We start from the raw sequence: 24,352 nt of genomic DNA, 5'->3' as shown, positions 1-24,352 counted from the left end.
GGGACCCAGTGTTATCGTTGGCGACCATCGCGAGCGTGCTCGCTCCTACAGAAAAATCGGGCTGCTACCACCCATCAGACATTTTCAGTGGACACAATGGAAGACACCGACCTGCAAGCGCTGATGGCCAGACTCGAACTGCTGATTACCCGAGTCGAGCAACTTAAGAGTCAAAACGGACTCTTACTTGCTCAGGAAAAGACCTGGCGCGAGGAACGCGCTCACCTCATTGAAAAAAACGAAATCGCCCGGCGTAAGGTCGAATCGATGATTTCGCGCCTCAAGGCCCTGGAGCAAGACTCATGAGTTCAAGCAATAGCGTCACCGTGCAGATCCTCGACAAAGAATATTCGATCATCTGTCCACAGGAAGAGCGCAGCAACCTGGTGAGCGCCGCCCGCTACCTGGACGGCAAGATGCGCGAGATCCGCAGCAGCGGCAAAGTCATCGGCGCCGATCGCATTGCCGTGATGGCCGCCCTGAACATTACCCACGACCTGCTGCACAAGCAGGAGAGCCCGGATATTCAGGTCAGCGGCTCGACCCGCGAACAGGTTCGCGACCTGCTCGATCGTGTCGATCTGGTGCTCGCCACCGATCCGGACGTCACCAAAGGCTGATTCGCTTACGCGCTTGGGGTATACTCCCCAACACTCCCTGGGGTGCTTGCCAGTTGGCGATGTCCCTGAGCCGATTTGCTATACCCTGGAGGTTGCACGTTGGGCTGGTGTGCATGTCCGCTAGACGGAAAGCCTTAAAGCCTACTGCATCTTCCACCTTGAACTTTCGGGTTCAAGGGCTAAGTCGACAGCGGCACATTCGGGGAGCCTGATTCGAGTCCGATGCCGGTTTTGATACCGGCATCGGCTTTTTTACGGGTACGCTTTTCGTATCCACACTGCCGAAGCCCGAATCCATGACCGAACCTGCGCTGCTTCCCCGCCCGCAACTTCGACGCATGCTGCGCAAGGCCCGCCGCGCATTGACCGCCAGTCAGCAGCGCCAGGCCGCTCGCGGGCTGTACAAGCAATTGGCCCAGCAACCGCTGTTCCGCCGCGCCAGGCACATCTCCCTCTATTTACCTACCGACGGTGAAATCGATCCGCGCCTGCTGCTGCGCGCCGCCCAGCGTCGGGGCAAGGCGACTTATCTGCCGGTGCTCAGCGCATGGCCGCGGACCAAGATGGTGTTCCAGCGCATTCGCCCCGGGGAAAAACTCAAGCCCAACCGCTTCCGCATTCTGGAGCCGCGGCACAGCCTCGCCCGGCAGCGCAAAGTCTGGGCGCTGGACCTGGTGCTGTTACCGCTGGTGGGATTCGACGATGTCGGCGGACGCCTGGGGATGGGCGGCGGATTCTATGATCGCAGCCTGGCTTATCTGGCGCGCCGCAATGACTGGCGCAAACCGACGCTGCTGGGTCTGGCTCATGAATGTCAGAAGGTGGAACGACTGGCTCAAGCGAGCTGGGATGTGCCGCTGCAGGGAACGGTTACCGACAAGGCCTGGTATTTCGCAGGCTAGACGCCACTGCGGGTCAGCGGCGTCGAAAGGACGCGATCAGCGCTTGAAAGCGGTCGACTGTTGCTGCAGCGCCGAGATCTCAATCGGTGCATCGACCTTGCTGTTCCAGAGGCTTTGGGCATAGCCGGTAGTCACGACGCCAAGGCCGAACAAAATAACCAAAATCCATAGTAAATCCGGTTTGCGTTTCATCGACTGCCCCCCAAAGGCATATCTATACGATGACAGCAGCGGTTTCCATTTACAGGCCGTGCAGCAGCGTCAAGCTTTAAAGGCCGGCATTTTGCGTCAACGTGAACCCGCACGCAAATGCTGGCGTCAACCGACTGTCGGTTTGTCATAAAATTGCCCAACAACCTGTCCACACACCTCGCAAGGAGCCAAACCATGGCCTATTGGCTGATGAAATCCGAGCCCGACGAACTCTCGATCAAAGGCCTGGAAAAGCTCGGCAAAGCGCGCTGGGACGGGGTTCGCAACTATCAGGCGCGCAACTTCCTGCGGGCCATGGCGGTCGGGGACGAGTTTTTCTTCTATCACTCCAGCTGCCCGGAGCCGGGAATTGCCGGGATCGGCAAGATCGTCGAAGCCGCGTATCCGGACCCGACGGCGCTGGAGCCTGAGAGCCACTATTACGATCCCAAGGCCACGCCCGAGAAAAACGCCTGGAGCGCGATCGATGTCGCCCATGTGGAGACGTTTTCCAGGGTGTTGAAGCTGGACTATCTGAAACAGCAGACGGCGCTGACAGAGATGCCACTGGTGCAGAAGGGTTCGCGGCTTTCGGTGATGCCGGTGACGGCCGAGCAATGGGCGGCGGTGATCGCGCTCAAGCCGTAGGCATTTCGGCGCCCGTCAGAATGCAATCGCGGGCAACCCCGCTCCCACAATGGCCGGTTGTGAACACAAGAGCTGTGACCAACCGATATCCCCGGAGGAGCGAGGTTTGCCCGCGAAGAGGCCAGCACGTTAGGCGTTGATGTTGCCCGGTAGACCGCCTTCGCGGGCAAGCCTCGCTCCTACAAGAGCAAGAGGCCGGCCGAGCCTTTACTGAATGATGAGGTTGTTGAACAACAGATCCTCAACCACCGGCTTGCCGGTTTCATCATTCATGATCTGCTGGGTTTGCTTGAGCGCTTCCTGACGCAGCTTTTCCTTGGCCTCGACGTTGTTCATCGTCTCAGTGGTCTGCTGGGCGAACAGCGCCACCAGCTGGTTGCGGATCAACGGCTCGTTGGCCTTGACCGCCTTGGTCGCCTCGTCGCCGGTCACGCGCAAGGCCACATCGGCCTTGTACACCTTGAGCTTCGGAGTGCCATCGAGCCCGTAGTTGCCCACGAACGGCGGGCTCAGGGTGATGTAATTGACCTTCGGTGCTGCACCTTCCTTGGCTTCTTCGGCCATCGCTGCCACAGGCAGGGACAGGGCCATCATCAACACGATCCACGCTTTCACTATTCGTACCTCATCCGGTTTGCGGCCTAGCATAACGACCCGCCGCTCAAGCACAAGCTTATGGCTGACTATCAGGGTCGGGCATGCTCGTTGACCCGTCGACTCACACACCTACACTTATCGGCCATCTCTCCCAAAGGAATAGCCCTGATGAAAGCCGTGCTGTGCAAAGCCTTCGGTCCTGCCGAATCGCTGGTGCTGGAAGACGTCGCCAGTCCTGTCGCGAAGAAGAATGAAATCCTGCTGGACGTGCACGCCGCCGGGGTGAATTTCCCCGACACGCTGATCATCGAGGGCAAATACCAGTTCAAGCCGCCCTTCCCGTTCTCCCCTGGTGGCGAAGCGGCAGGCGTGGTCAGCGCGGTGGGCGAAAAGGTCAGCCATCTGAAAGTCGGCGACCGGGTCATGGCCCTGACCGGCTGGGGCAGCTTTGCCGAACAGGTCGCGGTGCCGGGCTATAACGTGCTGCCGATCCCGCCTTCGATGGACTTCAACACCGCCGCCGCCTTCAGCATGACCTACGGCACCTCGATGCACGCCCTCAAGCAGCGCGGCAACCTGCAACCGGGCGAAACCCTGCTGGTGCTTGGTGCCTCCGGTGGCGTGGGCCTGGCTGCCGTGGAAATCGGCAAGGCCATGGGCGCCCGGGTGATCGCCGCCGCCAGCAGCGCGGAGAAACTGGCCGTGGCCAAGGCCGCCGGCGCAGATGAACTGATCAACTACAGCGAAACCAGCCTCAAGGACGAGATCAAGCGTCTGACCGAGGGCCAGGGCGCCGACGTGATCTACGATCCGGTGGGCGGCGACCTGTTCGATCAGGCCGTGCGCGCCATCGCCTGGAACGGCCGCCTGCTGGTGGTCGGCTTCGCCAGCGGCCGCATCCCCGAATTTCCGGTGAACCTCGCCCTGCTCAAGGGCGCTGCCGTGGTCGGCGTGTTCTGGGGCTCGTTTGCCCAACGCCAGCCGCAGGACAACGCGGCGAACTTCCAGCAGCTGTTTGGCTGGTTCAAGGAAGGCAAGCTGAAACCGCTGGTGTCGCAGGTGTATCCGCTGAGCAATTCTGCGCAGGCGATCAACGATCTTGGCCAGCGCAAGGCGGTCGGGAAGGTGGTGGTTCAGGTTCGCTGAACCATGGCGAAGGGTCTGGACTTCGATCAACGATATCCAGACCCGACGCAGCTAAAGCAGCTTGCGGATATCTTCCGGCAAATACCTCGCAAATCGGGATCCCGGATTGTTCAGGCATTGCCTGCCAATGTACGGCACGCTCCTGTTCATTTTCGCGATCAACTCAAGCCGCCGTTCATCGCTCAACATTGCCCTGGAAAAGGAATTCGTCAGATAAGCCCGGGTGTAATGGAACGCAGGCAAATCAACCCAGGCCTGATCCGCCGTCCGCACCAGGAATTGATTGAGGTCGCGGCACTTCAATTTGCCGAGCCATTGATTCAGGTGTCGCGGCAGACTGGCGTCATACCCGAAGATCATCGGCGCGATCACCTCCTGTTCCGCCGGCTTGTCCCCCTCGACCGTCCACGGCTTGAACCGCCACTTCTCTATCGCGACCCGGCTCGCTTGCGCCAGATCGGGATGATCGCTCTCAAGGATCTTCACCTCGCCGACTGAACCATCGGCATAGGCCACGAAGCTGACTCGGACATCCCCGGTGATTCCCGCCCTTTGCAGCGCCGCCGGATAAATCGGTCTGGGATTGTGTTCCGGAATCAGAAACTCATCCCCCGCCCTGCTTTCAATCGACAACAGAATCAGCAACACCCCGCACAGCAACCACCGCATAACCGCTCCCTTCGCAGCTGAACCGCCAGACCCTGGCAACAGTGCAAAAGGCTAAAGATCAATGCCGCCAAGCTGAAGATCATGGCGTCCCATAACCGCGAAGGACATTTCCCAAAGATCTGAGCTACGCCAGAGGAATGAGGCGCTTTACCCATGCCCCGAGTAACTCTTCCTACATCGTCATGACTTACATCTGTACGACATGTTCGTAAAGGAACACGCGACTTCCAACATTTCTGCTTTTTTGCCGACAAAACCCAGTGCTTTTTTCGGTAACGAAACTGTAATATTCGCATCCGCAGTCAAAACAAGAACACTGGAGCTTTTGAATGTTTGCCTTCTTTCGCCCCGCCGCACATCAGGCGCCCTTGCCTGAAGAAAAAGTAGACAGCACCTATCGACGCCTGCGCTGGCAGATCTTCGCCGGTATCTTCATCGGTTACGCCGGTTACTACCTGCTGCGCAAAAACTTCTCCCTGGCCATGCCCTATCTGATCGAAGAGGGTTACACCCGCGGCGAGCTGGGTGTGGCGCTGTCGGCGATCGCAATCGCCTACGGCCTGTCCAAGTTCCTGATGGGCATCGTCTCCGACCGCTCCAACCCGCGCTTCTTCCTGCCGTTCGGCCTGATGGTTTCGGCGGCGGTCATGTTCACGTTCGGATTCGCGCATTGGGCGACCTCCAGCGTGACCATCATGTTCGTGCTGCTGTTCATCAATGGCTGGGCCCAGGGCATGGGCTGGCCGCCAAGCGGGCGGACCATGGTGCACTGGTGGTCGCAGAAGGAGCGCGGTGGCGTGGTGTCGCTGTGGAACGTGGCGCACAACGTCGGCGGCGGCCTGATCGGCCCGCTGTTCCTGATCGGCATGGGCCTGTTCAACGACTGGCATGCGGCGTTCTACGTGCCGGCGGCGGTAGCCATGGCGGTGGCGATCTTCGCCTTCATCACCATGCGCGACACCCCGCAATCGGTCGGCCTGCCGCCCATCGAGAAGTACAAGAACGACTACCCGGAAGGCTATGACGCCAGCCACGAGAAGGAATTCAGCGCCAAGGAAATCTTCGTCAAGTACGTGCTGCGCAACAAGATGCTCTGGTACATCGCCATGGCCAACGTATTCGTCTACCTGCTGCGTTACGGCGTGCTGGACTGGGCGCCGACTTATCTGAAGGAAGCCAAGGGTTTCAGCGTCGACAAGACGTCCTGGGCGTATTTCCTCTACGAGTGGGCCGGTATTCCCGGCACGCTGCTGTGCGGCTGGATGTCGGACAAGATCTTCCGTGGCAACCGTGGCCTGACCGGCATGGTGTTCATGGCCTTGGTGACCGTGGCGACCCTGGTGTACTGGCTCAACCCGGCCGGCAACCCGACGGTGGACATGATCGCGCTGATCTCCATCGGCTTCCTGATCTACGGCCCGGTGATGCTGATCGGCCTGCAGGCACTGGAACTGGCGCCGAAGAAAGCCGCCGGCACCGCCGCGGGCTTTACCGGTCTGTTCGGTTATCTGGGAGGTTCGGTCGCGGCCAGTGCAGCGATGGGCTACACCGTGGACCATTTCGGCTGGGACGGCGGTTTCGTCCTGCTGATCGGTGCCTGCCTGCTGGCGATGGCTTTCCTTGCGCCGACATTGCGGCACAAGCAGGCGGCCAGTCAGACCCGCGAAGCGATCGCCTGATCATTCTTTGATTTACAGCGCTTGAGCCGCGCCTCCAGATTCCGGTCTGGCATGGCGTGGCTGCGCAGGGCGTGGGCCGTCTGCTCGACATAGTCGCGCGTCGTGCCGTAGCGCCCGCAAGCGTTTTCGAACACGTGGCTCAACACGTGATCCGGCAGGTTGCCCGCATAGCTGGGCAAATGTCGCTCCAGAACGAATCCCAATGCCTGAACCTGGTTGCCGTCTTCAAGCCGGCAGTTGAGCCAGTGCGGGCGATAAGAAGGGAACGGCATTTCTCGCTTCCACAGCGCATACAGCGAAGCGTCCAGTTGTTCTTCCGGCAATCGGTAGGCGAAGCCGCTGCACGAACCGCCACGGTCCAGACCGAATACCAACCCGGGCATTTCCGGCGTGCCGCGATGTTCGTGGGACCACAGGTACAGACCGCGATGGTAGCCATGCACCCGCCCGCGAACGCGTTCGACCGCCGTGCATTCAGGGCGCCAGATCAGTGATCCATAAGCGAACAGCCAGACCGGCCCACCCTTGTGGCGCGCCATGGTCGATTGCATCGAGCTGAGCAATTGTTCGTGCGTAAGCTGCGGCCCCAGGTCGAGGCGCGGAGGGTAAGCCAGGTTCAGAAATGAAGATTCGATGGCGCTCATGGCGAATAGCGTTCAGCTCCCCGCGAGTAATCAGTTACTAAATAGAACGCACCGGTGAATCATTAAGGCACATATGTATTCAAGTAATTTAAGCGCATTGGCGAAACTCTTAATTAATTACTTGAACGAGATATAACCTACCGACATTTATAAGATTTTATAAATACCGAAGCGCTATATAGGGAGTTATAAACAGAACCTGTAGGAGCGAGCTTGCTCGCGATGCACGATGGGACACCGCGGGGTGTCAGGCTGCCAACGTTATCGTTGACGACCATCGCGAGCATGCTCGCTCCTACAGGGACGGTGTCAGGATCTTGGGGCGTAGGCGAACACGTCGGCGCGCATCTGGTGGGCGTCCATCCCTGCTTCCACCAGCGCATCCAGCGTGCCATAGACCATCGCCGGCGAGCCGCTGGCGTAGACATGCAGCGCCTTCAGATCAGGGAAATCTTCACACACCGCTTCATGCAACATGCCGCAGCGCCCCTGCCAGCCGCATTGATCGCTGACAACTTTGTGCAGGAACAGATTCGGCAGTTTCAGCCATTCATCCCAATGTTCGACTTCATAAAAGTCTTCCGGACGACGCACGCCCCAATACAGATGCACCGGATGTTTGAAACCCTCGGCGCGGCAATGTTCGATCAGGCCATGGATCTGGCCCATGCCGGTACCGGCCGCGATCAGCACCAACGGACCGTCCGGCAACTCGGCCAGGTGCGCATCGCCAAAGGGCATGTCGATCCGAACTATCGCGTCGCGCTGCAATTGCTTGATCAGATTCTGAGCACTGGGCTCACGCGCCAGCACGTGGATCTCCAGATCCCGACCGCCAGAGGGAGCCGAAGCCAAGGAAAAGGACGACTTGTCACCGTTGTCGCGATGGATCATCAGGTACTGACCAGCGTGATAACGCGGGGGCTTGCCGGCCGGCGCTCGCAGTCGTACGCGCCAGGTATCACCGCCAACCTCGGTGCAACTGGTGACCTGACACGACAGGGTGCGCACCGGCAACTCTCCCAGCGAAAGCACGCCATCCCACAGCACGATGCAGTCTTCCAGCGGCTCCGCTATGCAAGTGTAGAACTCGCCATGGTCACGCACGAGGCCGGCCTGTTGGACTCGACCTTCCACCAGCAACGCCGCGCACACATGGCAATTGCCGTTGCGGCAGCTTTGCGGGCATTCATAGCCGAGACGGCGTGCGCCATCGAGAATCCGCTCGCCGGGCTGAATCTCCAGCACTGCTCCGGAGGGCTGCAAGGTTACACGCATCAATCTATTCCTAACTGATTCCAGATGGCATCGATCCGCTGGGTCACGGCGTCGTCCTTGACGATCACCCGACCCCATTCACGTGTGGTTTCCCCTGGCCATTTATGGGTGGCGTCCAGGCCCATTTTCGAGCCCAGGCCGGACACCGGCGAGGCGAAGTCCAGGTAGTCGATCGGCGTGTTTTCGATCATCACCGTATCGCGCTTGGGGTCCATGCGCGTGGTGATGGCCCAGATCACGTCGTTCCAGTCCCGCGCATTGATGTCGTCGTCGGTGACGATAACGAACTTGGTGTACATGAACTGTCGCAAAAACGACCACACACCGAGCATTACCCGCTTGGCGTGGCCCGGATACGACTTCTTCATGGTCACGACGGCCATGCGGTAAGAACAGCCTTCGGGCGGCAGGTAGAAGTCGGTGATTTCCGGAAACTGCTTCTGCAGGATCGGCACGAACACTTCGTTGAGCGCCACACCGAGAATCGCCGGCTCATCGGGTGGACGGCCGGTGTAGGTGCTGTGATAGATCGGCTTGGTGCGGTGGGTGATGCGCTCGACGGTGAACACCGGGAAGCTGTCGACTTCGTTGTAGTAACCGGTGTGGTCGCCATACGGACCTTCATCGGCCATCTCGCCCGGATGGATCACGCCTTCGAGGATGATCTCGGCGGTGGCCGGCACTTGCAGGTCGTTGCCGCGGCACTTCACCAGTTCGGTACGGTTACCGCGCAGCAGACCGGCGAAGGCGTATTCGGACAGGCTGTCCGGCACCGGAGTCACGGCGCCGAGGATAGTGGCAGGGTCGGCGCCCAGGGCCACCGAGACCGGGAAAGGCTGGCCCGGATGCTTCTCGCACCACTCGCGATAATCCAGCGCGCCGCCACGGTGGCTCAGCCAGCGCATGATGACCTTGTTGCGGCCAATCACCTGCTGACGGTAGATGCCGAGGTTCTGGCGATCCTTGTTCGGGCCCTTGGTGACGGTCAGGCCCCAGGTGATCAGGGGCGCGACGTCGCCCGGCCAGCAGGTCTGCACCGGCAACTTGCCGAGGTCGACGTCATCGCCTTCGATGACCACCTCCTGGCAGATCGCGTCTTTGACGACCTTGGGCGCCATCGAGATGATCTTGCGGAAGATCGGCAGCTTGGACCAGGCGTCTTTCAAACCCTTCGGCGGCTCGGGTTCCTTGAGGAACGCCAGCAGCTTGCCGATCTCGCGCAGCTCGCTGACCGCTTCGGCGCCCATGCCCAACGCGACGCGCTCGGGGGTGCCGAACAGGTTGCCGAGGACGGGAATGTCAAAACCGGTAGGCTTTTCGAAAAGCAGGGCCGGGCCCTTGGCGCGCAAGGTGCGGTCGCAGACCTCGGTCATTTCGAGTACTGGGGACACCGGAACCTGGATGCGCTTGAGTTCGCCGCGCTGTTCCAGACCGCTGATAAAGTCGCGCAAGTCGCGATACTGCATGCGTGAGCCTCGTGTTGGCCGTGGCGTTCGGGGGCTGGCAGTTTAGCGCCGAACCAGACGCTTCAGAACCTGTTGAGCAAAAATCGGATAGCAAAAAGCCGGGTTTCCCCGGCTTTTTGCAGAGCTGTCGAGTTACTTGCGCTTCATCGACAGGAAGAACTCATCGTTGGTCTTGGTCGTTTTCAGCTTGTCGACCAGGAACTCGATGGCAGCCACTTCATCCATCGGATGCAGCAGCTTGCGCAGAATCCACATGCGCTGCAGCTCATCGTCAGCCGTCAGCAACTCTTCGCGGCGAGTACCGGAACGGTTGATGTTGATGGCCGGGAAGACGCGCTTTTCAGCGATACGACGGTCCAGAGGCAGTTCCATGTTGCCGGTACCCTTGAACTCCTCGTAGATCACTTCGTCCATCTTCGAGCCGGTTTCAACCAGCGCGGTGGCGATGATGGTCAGCGAGCCGCCTTCTTCGATGTTTCGCGCAGCGCCGAAGAAACGCTTCGGTTTTTCCAGGGCGTGGGCATCGACACCACCGGTCAGTACCTTGCCGGAGCTCGGGATCACGGTGTTGTAGGCACGGGCCAGACGGGTGATGGAATCGAGCAGGATCACCACGTCTTTCTTGTGTTCGACCAGGCGCTTGGCCTTCTCGATCACCATTTCGGCAACCTGCACGTGACGGGTCGGCGGCTCGTCGAACGTCGAGGCAACCACTTCGCCGCGCACGGTGCGCTGCATTTCGGTCACTTCTTCCGGACGCTCGTCGATCAGCAGCACGATCAGATGAACTTCAGGGTTGTTACGCGCGATGTTCGCGGCAATGTTCTGCAGCATGATCGTCTTGCCCGCTTTCGGCGGAGCAACGATCAGACCGCGCTGGCCTTTACCGATCGGGGCGCACAGGTCGATTACACGACCGGTCAAGTCTTCAGTGGAACCGTTGCCGGCTTCCATCTTCATGCGCACGGTCGGGAACAGCGGGGTCAGGTTCTCGAAGAGAATCTTGTTCTTGGCGTTTTCCGGACGGTCGAAGTTGATGGTGTCGACCTTGAGCAGCGCGAAATAACGCTCGCCTTCCTTTGGAGGGCGGATCTTGCCAACGATGGTGTCACCGGTGCGCAAGTTGAAGCGACGGATCTGGCTCGGCGAGACGTAGATATCGTCCGGGCCGGCGAGATAGGAAGCGTCTGCAGAGCGGAGGAAGCCGAAGCCGTCCTGGAGAATCTCCAGCACGCCATCACCGGAGATTTCCTCACCGCTTTTCGCGTGCTTTTTGAGCAGGGAGAAAATCACGTCCTGCTTGCGCGAACGGGCCATATTTTCTATGCCCATCTGTTCGGCCAATTCGAGCAGTTCGGTAATCGGCTTTTGCTTGAGTTCAGTCAGATTCATATAGGAATGACGTAATCATTTATGGAGGGGGGAAATTAAGCTTTTGGCTTAATGAGGCCGCGCCGCGGAGAAGGCGACAGGATCGCGTACTTATTCGAAAGGAGTGCGTCGGCGACGGCTAGCAGGGGGCAATGGAGAAACCAGTGCGGGGCCGAATGTATCACTTGAGTTTGGGAGCCGTCTAGCCCCGCATAACGAAAAGGCCCCGCGATTTGCGGGGCCTTTTGCAGACTGGCTACAACGACGCTTAGATGTTGGCGTCGAGGAAAGCTGCCAGTTGCGATTTCGACAGTGCGCCGACCTTGGTCGCTTCAACGTTGCCGTTCTTGAACAGCATCAGGGTCGGGATACCACGTACGCCGTGCTTGGCAGGGGTTTCCTGGTTTTCGTCGATGTTCAGTTTGGCAACGGTCAGCTTGCCTTTGTAAGTCTCTGCAATTTCGTCCAGAACAGGAGCGATCATTTTGCAAGGGCCGCACCACTCAGCCCAGTAGTCGACCAGTACAGCGCCTTCAGCCTTGAGTACATCGGCCTCGAAGCTAGCGTCGCTAACGTGTTTGATAAGATCGCTGCTCATGGAATTCTCCAGGGTTGTAAGCAAAAAAACGTGGCCCATCATAGCCGCCCTTCCCTCGTTCAGGAAGCCGCAGTTGATTGAGTCTCGCTATGGTGTTTCATGAGTCTTTGTATAGCTCAGGTCATGACGACGCGGGAGCTACAAAGCTTATTCCGGTGCGCAGCGCGGCGTTGCGCACATGCTCGCACATGGCTTTTTGAGCAGCGCCAGAGGCTCGGCGAGCCAGCGCACGAAGGATTTTGCGATGCTCCTGCCAGGTTTCCATAGCCCGCTCCGCCCTGATGAACGGTAACTTCTGGCTTTCCAGGAAGATGTCGGCACTGGCTGTGAGGATGTTCAGCATTGCCTGATTGCCGCTGGCCAGAAGAATGCGTCGATGAAAATCGAAGTCCAGCCGCGCCGCGGCTTCGAAGTCGCCGGCCCTCAATTCGTTGCGCATGGCGGCTACGTTGTCCTCCAAGGCATCGAGTTCATCGGTACTCAACATCAAGGCTGCCAACCCGGCAGCGAATCCTTCGAGCGCATAGCGCAGCTGGAAAATGTCCAGCGGCGAGGCCTGCGCCGCGAACGGCCAGCGCGCTGTCGAGTCACCTCCCGGCAGTTCCACCGGCGACTGTACGAACACGCCTTTGCCCGGCTGGACGCTGATGACACCGAGCGCGCTCAGCGACGACAATGCCTCGCGCAACGAGGCCCGACTGACCCCCAATTGCACCGACAGATCCCGTTGGGAGGGCAAAGCGTCTCCTGGCCCGAAGCCTTGTTCGGCGATCAATTTGCGGATGGCTTGCAGCGCCACTTCGGGTACGGCGCGGGAGATCGAATTCATGGTTTTCCAGACGAGCCAGGCCAAGGTGCGGTCAGTTGTAAAGCTATTCAGGTCGCCCGGCAAGTCGTGCCCCATGGGGGTTCGGCGAGTTTCGAAGTTGCGCTATCGAGGTGCAAAACAACACCTGACTGTTCAGACCAGTCAGACCTTGCGAGGCGAGCAATACCGCAGCCTTGCGCCTGAAAAAACCCTGTTGGCACGCCCCATGCTCTGTCGAATCGCACAAATGCCCCCTCGCCGATTCGGAGATTTGCCATGACCCTGCGTTACAGCGCCCTCCTCACCGCCCTGTTTGCCAGCCTGATGCTGAGCCAGGCATCCGCCCACGCCGACGGTCTGGAGGATGTAGTCAAGCGCGGCACCCTCAAAGTCGCCGTACCTCAGGATTTCCCGCCCTTCGGTTCGGTGGGGCCGGACATGAAACCGCGCGGCCTGGATATCGACACAGCCAAACTGCTGGCCGACCAACTCAAGGTCAAACTCGAGCTGACGCCGGTCAACAGCACCAACCGGATCCCGTTCCTCACCACTGGCAAAGTGGATCTGGTGATCTCCAGCCTCGGCAAAAATCCCGAGCGGGAAAAAGTCATCGACTTTTCTCGCCCATACGCGCCGTTCTACCTCGCGGTCTTCGGCCCACCTGAAGCCGACATCAAGGGCCTTGAAGACCTCAAGGGCAAAACCGTCAGCGTCACCCGCGGCGCCATCGAAGACATCGAGCTGACCAAGGTCGCTCCCGAGGGCGTGACCATCAAGCGATTCGAAGACAATAACTCGACCATCGCCGCCTATCTGGCCGGCCAGGTGGATCTGATCGCCAGCGGCAACGTGGTGATGGTCGCGATCAGCGAGAAAAACCCGAAACGTGTGCCTGCGCTGAAAGTGAAACTCAAGGATTCGCCGGTCTACGTGGGCGTGAACAAGAATGAGCCGGCACTGCTGGACAAGGTCAACCAGATCCTCGTCAGCGCCAAAAACGACGGTGCGCTGGAGAAAAATTCCCTGACCTGGCTGAAAGAGCCGCTGCCGACCGACCTCTGACTCGGCGCACTGGAGAATCCTTATGGCTTATCAGTTCGATTTCTCGCCGGTGGTGCAAAACACTGAACTGCTACTGCACGGTGCGTTGTTCACCCTTGAGCTGACAGCCATTGGCGCAGTGTTCGGGATAGGTGTCGGAATAGTCGGGGCGCTGGTGCGGGCGTGGAATATCCGCCCGTTTTCCGGAATATTCGGCGTCTATGTCGAGTTGATCCGCAATACGCCATTTCTGGTGCAATTATTCTTCATCTTCTTCGGCCTGCCGTCCCTGGGTGTGCAGATATCCGAATGGCAGGCGGCGGTGCTGGCGATGGTGATCAATCTGGGCGCCTATTCGACCGAAATCATCCGCGCCGGCATCCAGGCGATTCCCCGCGGCCAACTGGAAGCCGCCGCCGCACTGGCGATGACTCGCTTCGAAGCCTTTCGCCATGTCGTTCTGCTGCCCGCACTGAGCAAGGTCTGGCCGGCGCTGAGCAGCCAGATCATCATCGTCATGCTCGGTTCGGCGGTGTGCTCCCAGATTGCCACCGAAGAGTTGAGTTTCGCGGCCAACTTCATTCAATCGCGCAACTTCCGCGCCTTTGAGACTTACGCACTGACGACGCTGCTTTACCTGTGCATGGCATTGCTGATCCGCCAGTTGCTCAACTGGATCGGCCAGCGATTCATAGCAAGAAACAGTGCGGAGAGCGCGCGATGAGCGATTTCACCCTTTGGGACATCCTGCGCAATCTCCTCACCGGCCTGCAATGGACGCTGGCACTGTCGCTGGTGGCGTTCATAGGTGGTGGACTGATCGGTCTGCTGATCATGGTCATGCGCATTTCCAGGAAATCTTTGCCACGCAGCTTTTCCCGCACCTACATCGAGCTGTTTCAGGGCACGCCATTGCTGATGCAGTTGTTCCTGGTGTTCTTTGGCGTGTCGCTGGCCGGGTTGGAGATTTCTCCGTGGGCGGCGGCGGCCATAGCCCTCACGCTGTTCACCAGTGCCTATCTGGCGGAAATCTGGCGCGGCTGCGTCGAGTCCATACCCAATGGCCAGTGGGAAGCTTCGTCGAGCCTGGCGCTCAATCCGTTTGAGCAATTGCGCTACGTGATTCTGCCGCAAGCCTTGCGCATCGCGATCGCGCCAACCGTGGGGTTCTCGGTACAGGTGGTCAAAGGCACCGCCGTCACCTCGATCATCGGTTTCACCGAGCTGACCAAAACCGGCGGCATGCTCGCCAATGCAACCTTCGAACCCTTCATGGTCTACGGCCTGGTCGCCCTCGGTTACTTCCTGCTCTGCTACCCCTTGTCCCTCAGTGCGCGCTACCTGGAAAGGAGACTGCATGCCTCTGCTTAGAATTTCCGCCCTGCATAAATATTACGGCGATCACCATGTACTCAAAGGCATCGACCTGAGTGTCGATCAAGGCCAGGTGGTCGCGATCATCGGACGCAGCGGCTCGGGCAAGTCGACCTTGCTGCGCACGCTCAATGGTCTGGAGTCGATCAACGACGGCGTCATCGAGGTCGACGGCGAATACCTCGACGCCGCTCGCGCCGATCTGCGCAGCCTGCGGCAGAAGGTCGGCATGGTGTTCCAGCAATTCAATCTGTTCCCGCATCTGACCGTTGGCGAGAATGTGATGCTCGCCCCGCAGGTGGTGCAGAAAGTGCCCAAGGCCAAGGCGGCGCAGTTGGCGCGCGAGATGCTGGAGCGGGTCGGGCTGGGAGAAAAGTTCGATGCTTTCCCGGATCGCCTGTCCGGCGGGCAGCAACAGCGTGTGGCGATTGCCCGTGCGCTGGCGATGTCGCCCAAGGTGCTGTTGTGCGATGAAATCACTTCGGCGCTCGATCCGGAACTGGTGAATGAAGTGCTGAGCGTGGTCCGGCAATTGGCCAAAGAAGGCATGACGCTGATCATGGTCACCCACGAAATGCGCTTCGCCCGGGAGGTAGGGGACAAACTGGTGTTCATGCACCAGGGTCTGGTGCATGAGGTGGGGGATCCGAAGGTGCTGTTTGCCAATCCGCAGACGGCGGAGCTGGCGAATTTCATCGGGACGGTCGAAGCGGCGGGCTGACAGACTTTCAGTGCCTTGAAGGCCGCCTTCGCGGGCAAGCCCGCTCCCACAGGTTTTGCGTCGAACGCATATTAGTGGTCGCTTGCTTGCTGTGCTGGATCAAGGCTTTGAACACTGCGCGTTGGCGCCAGCCGTTGATCGTGGCACGATGTCGGGGTTATCGACCGAGACCCTGACCATGCCCCATTCCCAAGCCAAGAATCTGTCCCTGATCGCCGCAATCGACCTGGGCTCCAACAGTTTCCATATGGTCGTGGCCAAGGCCCAGAACGGAGAAATCCGCATTCTCGAACGCCTCGGGGAAAAGGTTCAACTGGCCGCCGGCATCGACGAAGAGCGTCGTCTGAGCGAAGAATCCATGCAGCGCGGGCTCGATTGCCTCAAGCGCTTCGCCCAGCTGATCAACGGTATGCCGCTGGGCGCCGTGCGGATCGTGGGCACCAACGCCCTGCGTGAGGCCCGCAACCGCGCTCAATTCATCCACCGCGCCGAAGAGATCCTCGGCCACCCGGTGGAAGTCATCTCCGGTCGTGAAGAAGCGCGTCTGATCTATCTCGGCGTGTCCCACACCCTCGCCGACACGCCGGGCAAGCGCCTGGTCGCCGACATCGGCGGCGGCAGTACCGAATTCATCATCGGCCAGCGCTTCGAACCGCTGCTGCGCGAAAGCCTGCAAATGGGCTGCGTGAGCTTCACCCAGCGCTACTTCAAGGACGGCAAGATCACCCCGGCCCGCTACGCCCAGGCGTACACGGCGGCGCGGCTGGAGATCATGAGCATCGAACACGCCCTGCACCGCCTGACCTGGGATGAAGCCATCGGCTCCTCGGGCACCATCCGCGCCATCGGCCTGGCGCTGAAGGCCGGCGGTCACGGTTCCGGTGAAGTCAACGCCGAAGGCCTGGCCTGGCTCAAGCGCAAGCTGATCAAGCTGGGCGATGTCGAGAAAATCGACTTCGAAGGCGTCAAGCCGGACCGCCGCGCGATTTTCCCCGCGGGCCTGGCGATTCTCGAAGCCATCTTCGACTCCCTCGAACTGCAACGCATGGATCACTGCGAAGGCGCGCTGCGTGAAGGCGTGCTCTATGACCTCCTGGGCCGCCATCATCACGAAGACGTGCGCGAACGCACCCTGACCTCGCTGATGGAGCGCTACCATGTCGACCTGGAACAGGCCGTGCGGGTCGAACGCAAGGCGTTGCATGCCTTCGATCAAGTGGCCAAGGACTGGGACCTGGAAGACGGCGTCTGGCGCGAACTGCTCGGCTGGGCGGCCAAGGTCCATGAAGTGGGCCTGGATATCGCCCACTACCAGTACCACAAACACGGCGCTTACCTGATCGAACACTCGGACCTGGCCGGTTTCTCTCGCGAAGACCAGTTGATGCTCGCGCTGCTGGTACGCGGCCACCGCCGCAACATTCCCAAAGACCGCTTCGCCGACTTCGGCGATGAAGGCATCAAGCTGATTCGCCTGTGCGTGCTGCTGCGCTTCGCGATCCTGTTCCACCACATCCGCGGCACCCAGCAGATGCCTCAGGTGGAGCTGAACGCCAACGGCAACCATCTGGAAGTGGTGTTCCCGAAGAAATGGCTGGAAGACAACCAACTGACCCAGGCTGATTTCGAGATCGAGGCGGAATGGCTGACTCGGGTGGATATCGTTCTGACCGTGCGCTGATACACCCGATCCTGCCCGCGTCCGTGGGCTGAATTGTGGGAGCGAGCCTGCTCGCGATAGAGCATCAGGCAACGCGTTCCTTCAGGTTGCCAGCGTCATCATTAACGTCCATCGCGAGCAGGCTCGCTCCCACAGAAAAAAGGCGATCCTTTCGGGATCGCCTTTTTTGTTACTCGAACATCAGCTGCTCACCGGCAGGATGGGGCTGCCAAGGCGCTCCAGCAACGTCGCCTGAGCACTGCGCGGGTTCTGGTTACCGGTCGGCGTGTTGCGGATGTAGCGGCCGTCCGATTGCAGGCTCCAGCTGTGGGTATTGTCGGTCAGATACAACTCCAACTCCTTCTTCACCCGCATGATCAGTTTCTTGCCTTCCACCGGGAAGCAGGTCTCGACGCGCTTGTCGAGGTTTCGCTCCATCCAGTCGGCACTGGAGAGGAACATCTGCTCTTCGCCGCCGTTGAGGAAGTAGAAGACCCGGGTGTGTTCCAGGAAGCGGCCGATGATCGAGCGCACGTGGATGTTGTGGGAAACCCCGGCGATGCCCGGACGCAGGCAGCACATGCCGCGCACCACCAGATCGATACGCACGCCCGACTGGCTGGCTTTGTACAGCGCGCGGATGATCTTTGGATCGGTCAGCGAGTTGAACTTGGCGATGATGTGCGCCGGCTTGCCGTCGAGGGCGAACTGGGTTTCCCGGGCAATCATGTCGAGCATGCCCTTCTTCAGGGTGAACGGCGCATGCAGCAGTTTCTTCATGCGCAACGTTTTACCCATGCCGATCAACTGGCTGAACAGCTTGCCGACGTCCTCGCACAGCGCATCATCGGAGGTCAGCAGGCTGTAGTCGGTGTACAGACGGGCGTTGCCGGCGTGGTAGTTACCTGTGCCGAGGTGCGCGTAACGCACGATCTCACCGGCTTCGCGGCGCAGGATCAGCATCATCTTGGCGTGGGTCTTGAAGCCGACCACGCCGTAGATCACCACCGCACCGGCCGCTTGCAGGCGGCTGGCCAGTTGCAGGTTGGATTCTTCGTCAAACCGCGCCCGCAGCTCGATCACTGCGGTGACTTCCTTGCCGTTACGCGCGGCGTCCACCAGCGCGTCGACGATTTCCGAGTTGGCGCCGGAGCGGTACAGGGTCTGACGCACCGCCAATACGTGCGGGTCCTTGGCGGCCTGGCGCAGCAGATCGACTACCGGGGTAAAGGATTCGAACGGGTGCAGCAGCAGGATGTCCTGCTTGCTGATCACGCTGAAGATGTTCTCGCTGTTCTGCAAAAGCTTCGGAATCTGCGGAGTGAACGGCGTGTTCTGCAGATCGCGCTGGCTGTCCAGGCCAGTGATGCTGAACAGACGGGTCAGGTTCACCGGACCGTTGACCTGATACAGCTCGGTCTCGCTCAGATTGAACTGCTTGAGCAGGTAGTCGGACAGGTGTTTCGGGCAAGTGTCGGCCACTTCCAGACGCACCGCGTCACCGTAGCGTCGGGAGAACAGCTCGCCGCGCAGGGCGCGTGCCAGGTCTTCCACGTCTTCGGAGTCCAGCGCCAGGTCGGCGTTTCGGGTCAGGCGGAACTGGTAGCAGCCCTTCACCTTCATGCCCTGGAACAGATCATCGGCGTGAGCGTGGATCATCGACGACAGGAACACATAGTTGTCGCCGGCGCCGCCGACTTCTTCCGGCACCTTGATGATCCGCGGCAGCAGGCGCGGCGCCGGGATGATCGCCAGACCGGAGTCGCGACCGAAGGCATCGATACCCTCGAGCTCGACGATAAAGTTCAGGCTCTTGTTCACCAGCAACGGGAATGGGTGGGTCGGGTCGAGGCCGATCGGGGTGATGATCGGGGCGATTTCGTCGCGGAAATACCGGCGCACCCAGGTTTTCAGCTTGGTGTTCCAGTGGCGGCGACGGATGAAGCGGACCTGATGCTTTTCCAGCTCCGGCAACAGAATGTCGTTGAGGATCGCGTACTGGCGGTCGACGTGACCGTGCACCAGCTCGCTGATGCGCGCCAGGGCCTGATGCGGTTGCAGGCCGTCGGCACCGGCCTGTTCACGGGCGAAGGTGATCTGCTTCTTGAGGCCCGCGACACGAATTTCGAAGAACTCGTCCAGGTTGCTGGAGAAGATCAGCAGGAACTTCAGCCGCTCCAGCAACGGATAGGACTCATCCAGCGCCTGTTCCAGCACGCGGATGTTGAACTGCAGTTGCGACAGCTCGCGGTGGATGTACAGGCTGCTGTCATCCAGGCCGGGAACGGCAATCGCCGCCGGTGCCGCCGCAGCGGCCTCGGTTACCGCCGCCGGGGGAGCGGGCTCCAGCTCCGGCGGGGTTTCGGCGATTTGCTCGACCACGGGTTGAGCGTCTTGTACGGCAACTTCACTGAGTCCTTCGGTATTCATCGAATGTTCCTGGGAGGGCTATTTTTGCTCTCGTAACAATTGAGCTGCGCGAACGGCAAAGTACGTCAGGATGCCATCAGCGCCTGCGCGTTTAAAAGCGGTCAGGGATTCGAGGATAACCCCTTCGCTCAACCAGCCATTCTGGATCGCCGCCATGTGCATGGCGTATTCGCCGCTGACTTGATAAACGAAAGTCGGCACTTTGAATTCTTCTTTGACCCGGCAAAGGATGTCCAGGTACGGCATGCCTGGCTTGACCATGACCATGTCTGCACCTTCAGACAAGTCCGCCGCCACTTCGTGCAGGGCTTCGTTGCTGTTGGCCGGGTCCATCTGATAGGAGGCCTTGTTGGCCTTGCCCAGGTTCGACGCGGAACCGACCGCATCGCGGAACGGGCCGTAGTAGGCGCTGGCGTATTTGGCCGAGTAGGCCATGATCCGCACGTTGACGTGACCGGCAACTTCCATGGCCTCGCGGATCGCCTGGATGCGACCGTCCATCATGTCCGACGGGGCCACCACCTGGGCGCCGGCTTCGGCGTGGGACAGGGCCTGGCGGACCAGTGCATCGACGGTGATGTCGTTCTGCACATAGCCTTCTTCGTCGAGGATGCCGTCCTGGCCGTGGGTGGTGAACGGGTCCAGCGCGACGTCGGTGATCACACCCAGCTCAGGGAATTGCGCGCGCAGGGCACGGGTGGCGCGCTGGGCGATGCCGTCCGGGTTCCAGGCTTCGGCGGCGTCCAGCGACTTGAGCTCCGGCGGCGTCACCGGGAACAGCGCCAGCGCCGGAATCCCCAGCTCGACCCACTTGGCCGCCTCTTCCAGCAACAGATCGATGGTCAGGCGCTCCACGCCCGGCATCGAGGCGACCGCTTCGCGACGGTTTTCACCGTCCAGCACGAACACCGGCAGAATCAGGTCATCGACGGTCAGGACGTTTTCACGGACCAGTCGACGCGAGAAATCGTCACGACGGTTGCGGCGCAGGCGGGTTGCGGGGAACAGACGGTTGGCGGGGGTAAAGCTCACGGCAGACTCCTGAGCCCGCGCGTACGGGCGAGCGTGACAGTTATAAGCGACCATTATGACGAACACATGACAGTTGTGCGCATGCTGTGACACGTAGCCGCATTCCATTGTCCTTGTAGGAAATGTTCACGTCGAGACACATTTGGACACTTTCCTGAATGTGTACGAAGGGTTAGGCTGCGCGTTCATTTCGCCAGCACCCAGACAATGCTCCAACAATTTCTGCATGACTTCGGCTACTTTGCCTTGTTCCTCGGCACGTTCTTCGAAGGCGAAACCATCCTGGTGCTCGCAGGCTTCCTCGCGTTCCGTGGATACATGGACATCAACCTGGTGGTGGTCGTGGCGTTCTGCGGCAGCTATGCCGGCGATCAGCTGTGGTACTTCCTGGGACGCAAGCACGGGCGCAAGCTGCTGGCGCGCAAACCCCGCTGGCAGATGATGGGCGACCGGGCGCTGGAGCATATCCGCAAACACCCGGACATCTGGGTCCTGAGTTTCCGCTTCGTTTACGGTTTGCGCACGGTGATGCCGGTGGCGATCGGCCTGTCGGGTTATCCACCGGGACGTTACCTGCTGCTCAACGGTATCGGCGCGGCGATCTGGGCCGCCGCACTGGCTGCGGCCGCGTACCACTTCGGTGCGGTGCTGGAAGGCATGCTCGGCAGCATCAAGAAATACGAGCTGTGGGTATTGGGTGCGCTGCTGATCCTCGGCGTCGGCCTGTGGCTTCGTCGTCGCTTCAAGAATGCCCGTCTGGCCAAACAGGTCTATGCCGACGAGCAAGCCCTGAAGGCCAAACAGGCCATTTCCGGTGAACCTAAGACGCCAGCCGAGTGAAACGGTTTCTGCAGCAGTAGAGACCGATCCCGCTGAGCAGGCTGTAGCTGAGCAGGCCGACCCAGCCCACCGCGCTTGCCGGCCATAGCCCCACCAGCGGCGCCAGCCAGACCAGCGGCACGTTCGATGCCAGCCGCAGCAGCTCCAGTTTCAACGCCCACGGGCGATTCTCCAGGGCCACGCCCAACACGAACAACCCCAACGCCACCGCTCCCCAGCCCAGCACCAGGGCCGAGGCCGGCAGCTGTGGCTCCAGGTTCATCAGATAACTGCCCAGAGCGATGTAGACGCAGAACTGCAGCAGCACGTAGATCTGCTGACGGGTGTCCAGCGGCACTTCGAATTTGTGGAACTGACTCAGGTCCGGTTTGTGGATCGGATATTTGGCCGCCACATCCGCCGGCCGCCAGCCGGTGCGCATGAACCAGATCCGCAGCTTGTCCCAGGTGCTCTCGGTGCGCCGCGCATCGGCCCACAGCTGCGCATAGAACTGCACATTGGCCCAGATCGGGTTCCAGCTCGCCAGCGGCGTGGTCACACCGAAAATTACCGGTTCGTTATCGTCTTCTTCCTGGAACGAGCCAAACAGACGGTCCCAAATAATGAACACACCGCCGTAGTTGCGATCCATGTAGAGAGCGTTCTGTGCATGGTGAGCACGATGATTGGATGGTGTAACGAAGAACCACTCGAACCAGCCGAGCTTGGGAATGTGCCGGGTGTGCACCCAGAACTGGTACAGCAGGTTCAGCGCGGCAACGCTGATGAACACGAAAAGCGGCACCCCGGCCACCGCCATCGGCAGGTAGAAAATCCAGCTCAACAGAAAACCGGTACTGGTCTGGCGCAGGGCCGTGGAGAGGTTGTAGTCCTCGCTCTGGTGATGCACCGAATGCGCGGCCCACAGAATATTGCGCTCGTGGCCCATGCGATGCAGCCAGTAATAGCAGAAGTCATAAAAGACGAAGGCGAAGATCCACACCCAGACGCTGTTCGCGGAAAGTTCGAACAGCGCCAGATGCTTGAGCGCGAATGCATAAGTCACCAGCCCTACGCCCTTGGTCAAAAGGCCCGTGGTGGTCGACAGCACGCCGGTGCTGATGCTGTTGACGGCGTCCGCCACCCGATAGTTGCTGACCCCGCGCCAGCGGTCGGCCAGCAGTTCGACGGCGATCAGCACAAAGAAAAACGGCACCGCGTACAGAATGAAGTCCATGAGGCGTCCTGAACGGAATTTTTTAAGGACAGATGCTAGGTGTAGCCGCGAAATAACCCTATGGCAACGAGTGACAAATTAGTGGACATTTAACGCCATGAATCTGGAGAAAAGCCCATGAGCAAAAAAGTTGCAGTGATCCTTTCCGGTTGTGGCGTGTACGACGGCGCCGAGATCTACGAGAGCGTGATAACCCTGCTGCGCCTGGACCAGCGTGGCGCGCAGGTGCAGTGCTTCGCACCGAATATCGCGCAGCTGCATGTGATCAATCACCTGACCGGTGAGGAAATGCCCGAGTCGCGCAATGTGCTGGTGGAATCGGCGCGCATTGCCCGCGGCCAGGTCCGGGATATTCGCGAAGCCGATGCCGAAGAGTTCGATGCGCTGATCATTCCCGGCGGTTTCGGATCGGCCAAGAACCTGTCCAACTTCGCCATCGAAGGCACCGGCTGCACCGTGCAACCGGAAGTTCTGGCCCTGACCGAAGCCTTCGCCGAAGCCGGCAAGCCGGTCGGCCTGATCTGCATCTCCCCGGCCCTGGCGGCGAAGATCTACGGCCCGGGCGTGACCTGCACCATCGGCAACGATGCTGACACCGCCGCCGCGCTGAACAAGATGGGCGCCACCCACAAGGATTGCGCCGTGAGCGACATCGTCGAAGACAAGGCCCGCAAACTGGTCAGCACCCCGGCTTACATGCTGGCCGGAAGCATCAGCGAAGCGGCGTCGGGCATCAACAAACTGGTCGACCGCGTGCTCGAACTGACCCACGAAAACGACGCGTAAAAAGCATCACCTGTGGGAGCGAGCCTGCTCGCGATGGATTCAAGAACGCCGCTGGGTGTCAGGTGCCCAGCGTTATCGTTGACGACCATCGCGAGCAAGCTCGCTCCTACAGGGGTTCAGGCGTGGCGGGACAGCCGGGTGAGGATGCGGTCCAGCGCATTGGCAAACGCCTGCTTCTCACGATCCCCAAACGGCGCCGGTCCTCCGCTGACCTGGCCCTGCTCGCACAAATCGGCGAACAGGTTACGCACCGCCAGTCGATCGCCCATGTTTCGCTCATCGAACTCCTTGCCACGCGGGTCCAGCGCCGCGACGCCCTTTTTCAGCAGCCGGTCAGCCAGGGGAATGTCGCTGCAGATCACCAACTCACCGGGCACCGCGTGCTCCACCAGATAATCGTCGGCCGCATCCGGGCCGCTGGGCACCACGATCAGCTTGACCAGCGCCAACCCAGGCTTGGTCTGCGGCTGGCCGGCGACCATCACCACTTCGAACTGGCGCTTGAGGGCGAACTTCACCACCAGATCCTTCGCCGCCCGAGGGCAGGCGTCAGCATCGATCCATACGCGCATCTTGTTTTTCCTCCTGCAAAAGCATCGCGGGCAAGCCCGCTCCCACAGGTCCAACACTAACC

Annotated in this window: 26 protein-coding genes and 1 other RNA gene; 14 read left to right on the top strand and 13 right to left on the bottom strand. The window is 60.2% G+C overall.

Going from position 1 to position 24,352, the window contains the following annotated elements; all coding sequences use genetic code 11:
* Positions 1 to 96 precede the first annotated feature (96 nt).
* From ACW9JE_RS10145 to ACW9JE_RS10130, 4 genes are all read left to right on the top strand, one after another.
* The gene (locus tag ACW9JE_RS10145; RefSeq protein ID WP_007982902.1) at positions 97 to 306 is read left to right on the top strand and encodes a TIGR02449 family protein; all 210 of its coding nucleotides are present in this window, start codon (positions 97 to 99) and stop codon (positions 304 to 306) included.
* Positions 303 to 620 carry a cell division protein ZapA gene (locus ACW9JE_RS10140; protein ID WP_224536821.1) on the top strand — a complete coding sequence of 106 codons (318 nt, stop codon included), beginning with the start codon at positions 303 to 305 and terminating at the stop codon, positions 618 to 620. Before ACW9JE_RS10145 ends, ACW9JE_RS10140 begins: the two co-directional genes overlap by 4 nt.
* Before the next feature lie 31 nt (positions 621 to 651).
* A non-coding RNA gene (ssrS, locus tag ACW9JE_RS10135) (6S RNA) lies at positions 652 to 830 on the top strand.
* Between the two features lie 86 nt (positions 831 to 916).
* Positions 917 to 1,522, top strand: coding sequence for a 5-formyltetrahydrofolate cyclo-ligase (locus ACW9JE_RS10130; RefSeq protein ID WP_175379707.1), 606 nt, complete (start codon positions 917 to 919; stop codon positions 1,520 to 1,522).
* A 36-nt stretch (positions 1,523 to 1,558) separates the two neighbouring features.
* Here ACW9JE_RS10130 and ACW9JE_RS10125 read toward each other — a convergent pair whose 3' ends face one another.
* The gene (locus ACW9JE_RS10125; protein ID WP_224536819.1) at positions 1,559 to 1,714 is read right to left on the bottom strand and encodes a hypothetical protein; all 156 of its coding nucleotides are present in this window, start codon (positions 1,712 to 1,714) and stop codon (positions 1,559 to 1,561) included.
* 195 nt (positions 1,715 to 1,909) lie between these two features.
* Here ACW9JE_RS10125 and ACW9JE_RS10120 point away from each other — a divergent pair, with 195 nt between their 5' ends.
* Entirely contained in the window at positions 1,910 to 2,362 is a 453-nt protein-coding gene (locus ACW9JE_RS10120) for an EVE domain-containing protein (protein WP_224536818.1), read from the top strand.
* A 207-nt stretch (positions 2,363 to 2,569) separates the two neighbouring features.
* Here the strand turns inward: ACW9JE_RS10120 and ACW9JE_RS10115 are convergent, their stop codons facing one another.
* On the bottom strand, positions 2,570 to 2,977 hold the full coding sequence (locus ACW9JE_RS10115; RefSeq protein ID WP_224536816.1) for a flagellar basal body-associated protein FliL: 408 nt from the start codon (positions 2,975 to 2,977) through the stop codon (positions 2,570 to 2,572).
* Between the two features lie 150 nt (positions 2,978 to 3,127).
* On the opposite strand from ACW9JE_RS10115, the gene ACW9JE_RS10110 reads away from it, so the two are divergent.
* On the top strand, positions 3,128 to 4,105 hold the full coding sequence (locus ACW9JE_RS10110; protein WP_457432655.1) for an NADPH:quinone oxidoreductase family protein: 978 nt from the start codon (positions 3,128 to 3,130) through the stop codon (positions 4,103 to 4,105).
* Positions 4,106 to 4,156: 51 nt separating this feature from the next.
* On the opposite strand, the gene ACW9JE_RS10105 is transcribed toward ACW9JE_RS10110, so the two are convergent.
* Complete coding sequence (locus ACW9JE_RS10105; RefSeq protein ID WP_457432654.1) at positions 4,157 to 4,774, bottom strand: energy transducer TonB; 618 nt, start codon at positions 4,772 to 4,774, stop codon at positions 4,157 to 4,159.
* A 329-nt stretch (positions 4,775 to 5,103) separates the two neighbouring features.
* Here ACW9JE_RS10105 and glpT point away from each other — a divergent pair, with 329 nt between their 5' ends.
* Positions 5,104 to 6,453: a glycerol-3-phosphate transporter gene (gene glpT / locus ACW9JE_RS10100; protein ID WP_224536811.1), complete on the top strand. Its 1,350-nt coding sequence runs from the start codon at positions 5,104 to 5,106 to the stop codon at positions 6,451 to 6,453.
* On the opposite strand, the gene ACW9JE_RS10095 is transcribed toward glpT, so the two are convergent.
* The 6 genes from ACW9JE_RS10095 to ACW9JE_RS10070 all read right to left on the bottom strand — a co-directional run bounded on the left by ACW9JE_RS10095 (position 6,429) and on the right by ACW9JE_RS10070 (position 12,639).
* Complete coding sequence (locus tag ACW9JE_RS10095) at positions 6,429 to 7,097, bottom strand: gamma-glutamylcyclotransferase (RefSeq protein ID WP_457432653.1); 669 nt, start codon at positions 7,095 to 7,097, stop codon at positions 6,429 to 6,431. The two genes, glpT and ACW9JE_RS10095, sit on opposite strands and share 25 nt — an antisense overlap.
* A gap of 309 nt (positions 7,098 to 7,406) precedes the next feature.
* On the bottom strand, positions 7,407 to 8,375 hold the full coding sequence (locus tag ACW9JE_RS10090) for a CDP-6-deoxy-delta-3,4-glucoseen reductase (protein WP_224536806.1): 969 nt from the start codon (positions 8,373 to 8,375) through the stop codon (positions 7,407 to 7,409).
* Positions 8,375 to 9,841, bottom strand: coding sequence for a 4-hydroxy-3-polyprenylbenzoate decarboxylase (gene ubiD / locus ACW9JE_RS10085; protein ID WP_224536804.1), 1,467 nt, complete (start codon positions 9,839 to 9,841; stop codon positions 8,375 to 8,377). Before ubiD ends, ACW9JE_RS10090 begins: the two co-directional genes overlap by 1 nt.
* Positions 9,842 to 9,973: 132 nt before the next feature.
* A complete protein-coding gene (gene rho / locus ACW9JE_RS10080) occupies positions 9,974 to 11,233 on the bottom strand; it encodes a transcription termination factor Rho (RefSeq protein ID WP_003206716.1) in 1,260 nt (419 codons plus the stop codon).
* A 247-nt stretch (positions 11,234 to 11,480) separates the two neighbouring features.
* Positions 11,481 to 11,810, bottom strand: coding sequence for a thioredoxin TrxA (trxA, locus tag ACW9JE_RS10075; protein ID WP_003206727.1), 330 nt, complete (start codon positions 11,808 to 11,810; stop codon positions 11,481 to 11,483).
* A gap of 121 nt (positions 11,811 to 11,931) precedes the next feature.
* A complete protein-coding gene (locus tag ACW9JE_RS10070; RefSeq protein ID WP_457432659.1) occupies positions 11,932 to 12,639 on the bottom strand; it encodes a FadR/GntR family transcriptional regulator in 708 nt (235 codons plus the stop codon).
* Between the two features lie 255 nt (positions 12,640 to 12,894).
* Here ACW9JE_RS10070 and ACW9JE_RS10065 point away from each other — a divergent pair, with 255 nt between their 5' ends.
* The 5 genes from ACW9JE_RS10065 (at position 12,895) to ppx (ending at position 17,435) form a co-directional block, all read left to right on the top strand.
* Positions 12,895 to 13,680: a transporter substrate-binding domain-containing protein gene (locus ACW9JE_RS10065; protein ID WP_224536801.1), complete on the top strand. Its 786-nt coding sequence runs from the start codon at positions 12,895 to 12,897 to the stop codon at positions 13,678 to 13,680.
* A gap of 22 nt (positions 13,681 to 13,702) precedes the next feature.
* Complete coding sequence (locus ACW9JE_RS10060; RefSeq protein ID WP_457432652.1) at positions 13,703 to 14,383, top strand: amino acid ABC transporter permease; 681 nt, start codon at positions 13,703 to 13,705, stop codon at positions 14,381 to 14,383.
* Positions 14,380 to 15,030 (top strand): amino acid ABC transporter permease, encoded by a 651-nt coding sequence (locus ACW9JE_RS10055; RefSeq protein WP_457432651.1) that lies wholly within the window; start codon positions 14,380 to 14,382, stop codon positions 15,028 to 15,030. Before ACW9JE_RS10060 ends, ACW9JE_RS10055 begins: the two co-directional genes overlap by 4 nt.
* On the top strand, positions 15,017 to 15,754 hold the full coding sequence (locus ACW9JE_RS10050; RefSeq protein WP_224536795.1) for an amino acid ABC transporter ATP-binding protein: 738 nt from the start codon (positions 15,017 to 15,019) through the stop codon (positions 15,752 to 15,754). Before ACW9JE_RS10055 ends, ACW9JE_RS10050 begins: the two co-directional genes overlap by 14 nt.
* A 178-nt stretch (positions 15,755 to 15,932) precedes the next feature.
* Positions 15,933 to 17,435 carry an exopolyphosphatase gene (gene ppx, locus ACW9JE_RS10045; RefSeq protein ID WP_224536793.1) on the top strand — a complete coding sequence of 501 codons (1,503 nt, stop codon included), beginning with the start codon at positions 15,933 to 15,935 and terminating at the stop codon, positions 17,433 to 17,435.
* A gap of 180 nt (positions 17,436 to 17,615) precedes the next feature.
* Here ppx and ppk1 read toward each other — a convergent pair whose 3' ends face one another.
* Together ppk1 and hemB are read right to left on the bottom strand one after the other, a co-directional pair.
* On the bottom strand, positions 17,616 to 19,844 hold the full coding sequence (gene ppk1 / locus ACW9JE_RS10040; protein ID WP_224536790.1) for a polyphosphate kinase 1: 2,229 nt from the start codon (positions 19,842 to 19,844) through the stop codon (positions 17,616 to 17,618).
* A gap of 18 nt (positions 19,845 to 19,862) precedes the next feature.
* Positions 19,863 to 20,876 (bottom strand): porphobilinogen synthase, encoded by a 1,014-nt coding sequence (gene hemB / locus ACW9JE_RS10035; RefSeq protein ID WP_457432650.1) that lies wholly within the window; start codon positions 20,874 to 20,876, stop codon positions 19,863 to 19,865.
* A 207-nt stretch (positions 20,877 to 21,083) separates the two neighbouring features.
* Here hemB and ACW9JE_RS10030 point away from each other — a divergent pair, with 207 nt between their 5' ends.
* A complete protein-coding gene (locus ACW9JE_RS10030) occupies positions 21,084 to 21,716 on the top strand; it encodes a DedA family protein (protein ID WP_224536787.1) in 633 nt (210 codons plus the stop codon).
* Here the strand turns inward: ACW9JE_RS10030 and ACW9JE_RS10025 are convergent.
* Positions 21,697 to 22,932, bottom strand: coding sequence for a sterol desaturase family protein (locus tag ACW9JE_RS10025; RefSeq protein WP_457432649.1), 1,236 nt, complete (start codon positions 22,930 to 22,932; stop codon positions 21,697 to 21,699). The genes ACW9JE_RS10030 and ACW9JE_RS10025 overlap by 20 nt on opposite strands.
* Positions 22,933 to 23,049: 117 nt before the next feature.
* Here ACW9JE_RS10025 and elbB point away from each other — a divergent pair, with 117 nt between their 5' ends.
* On the top strand, positions 23,050 to 23,718 hold the full coding sequence (gene elbB, locus ACW9JE_RS10020) for an isoprenoid biosynthesis glyoxalase ElbB (protein WP_175379619.1): 669 nt from the start codon (positions 23,050 to 23,052) through the stop codon (positions 23,716 to 23,718).
* Positions 23,719 to 23,834: 116 nt separating this feature from the next.
* Here elbB and ACW9JE_RS10015 read toward each other — a convergent pair whose 3' ends face one another.
* Positions 23,835 to 24,290, bottom strand: coding sequence for a YaiI/YqxD family protein (locus ACW9JE_RS10015; protein ID WP_457432648.1), 456 nt, complete (start codon positions 24,288 to 24,290; stop codon positions 23,835 to 23,837).
* Positions 24,291 to 24,352: the final 62 nt, after the last annotated feature.

The organism is Pseudomonas sp. SDO55104_S430 (genome assembly GCF_054070595.1).
This window is presented reverse-complemented; position numbering and strand designations above follow the sequence as displayed.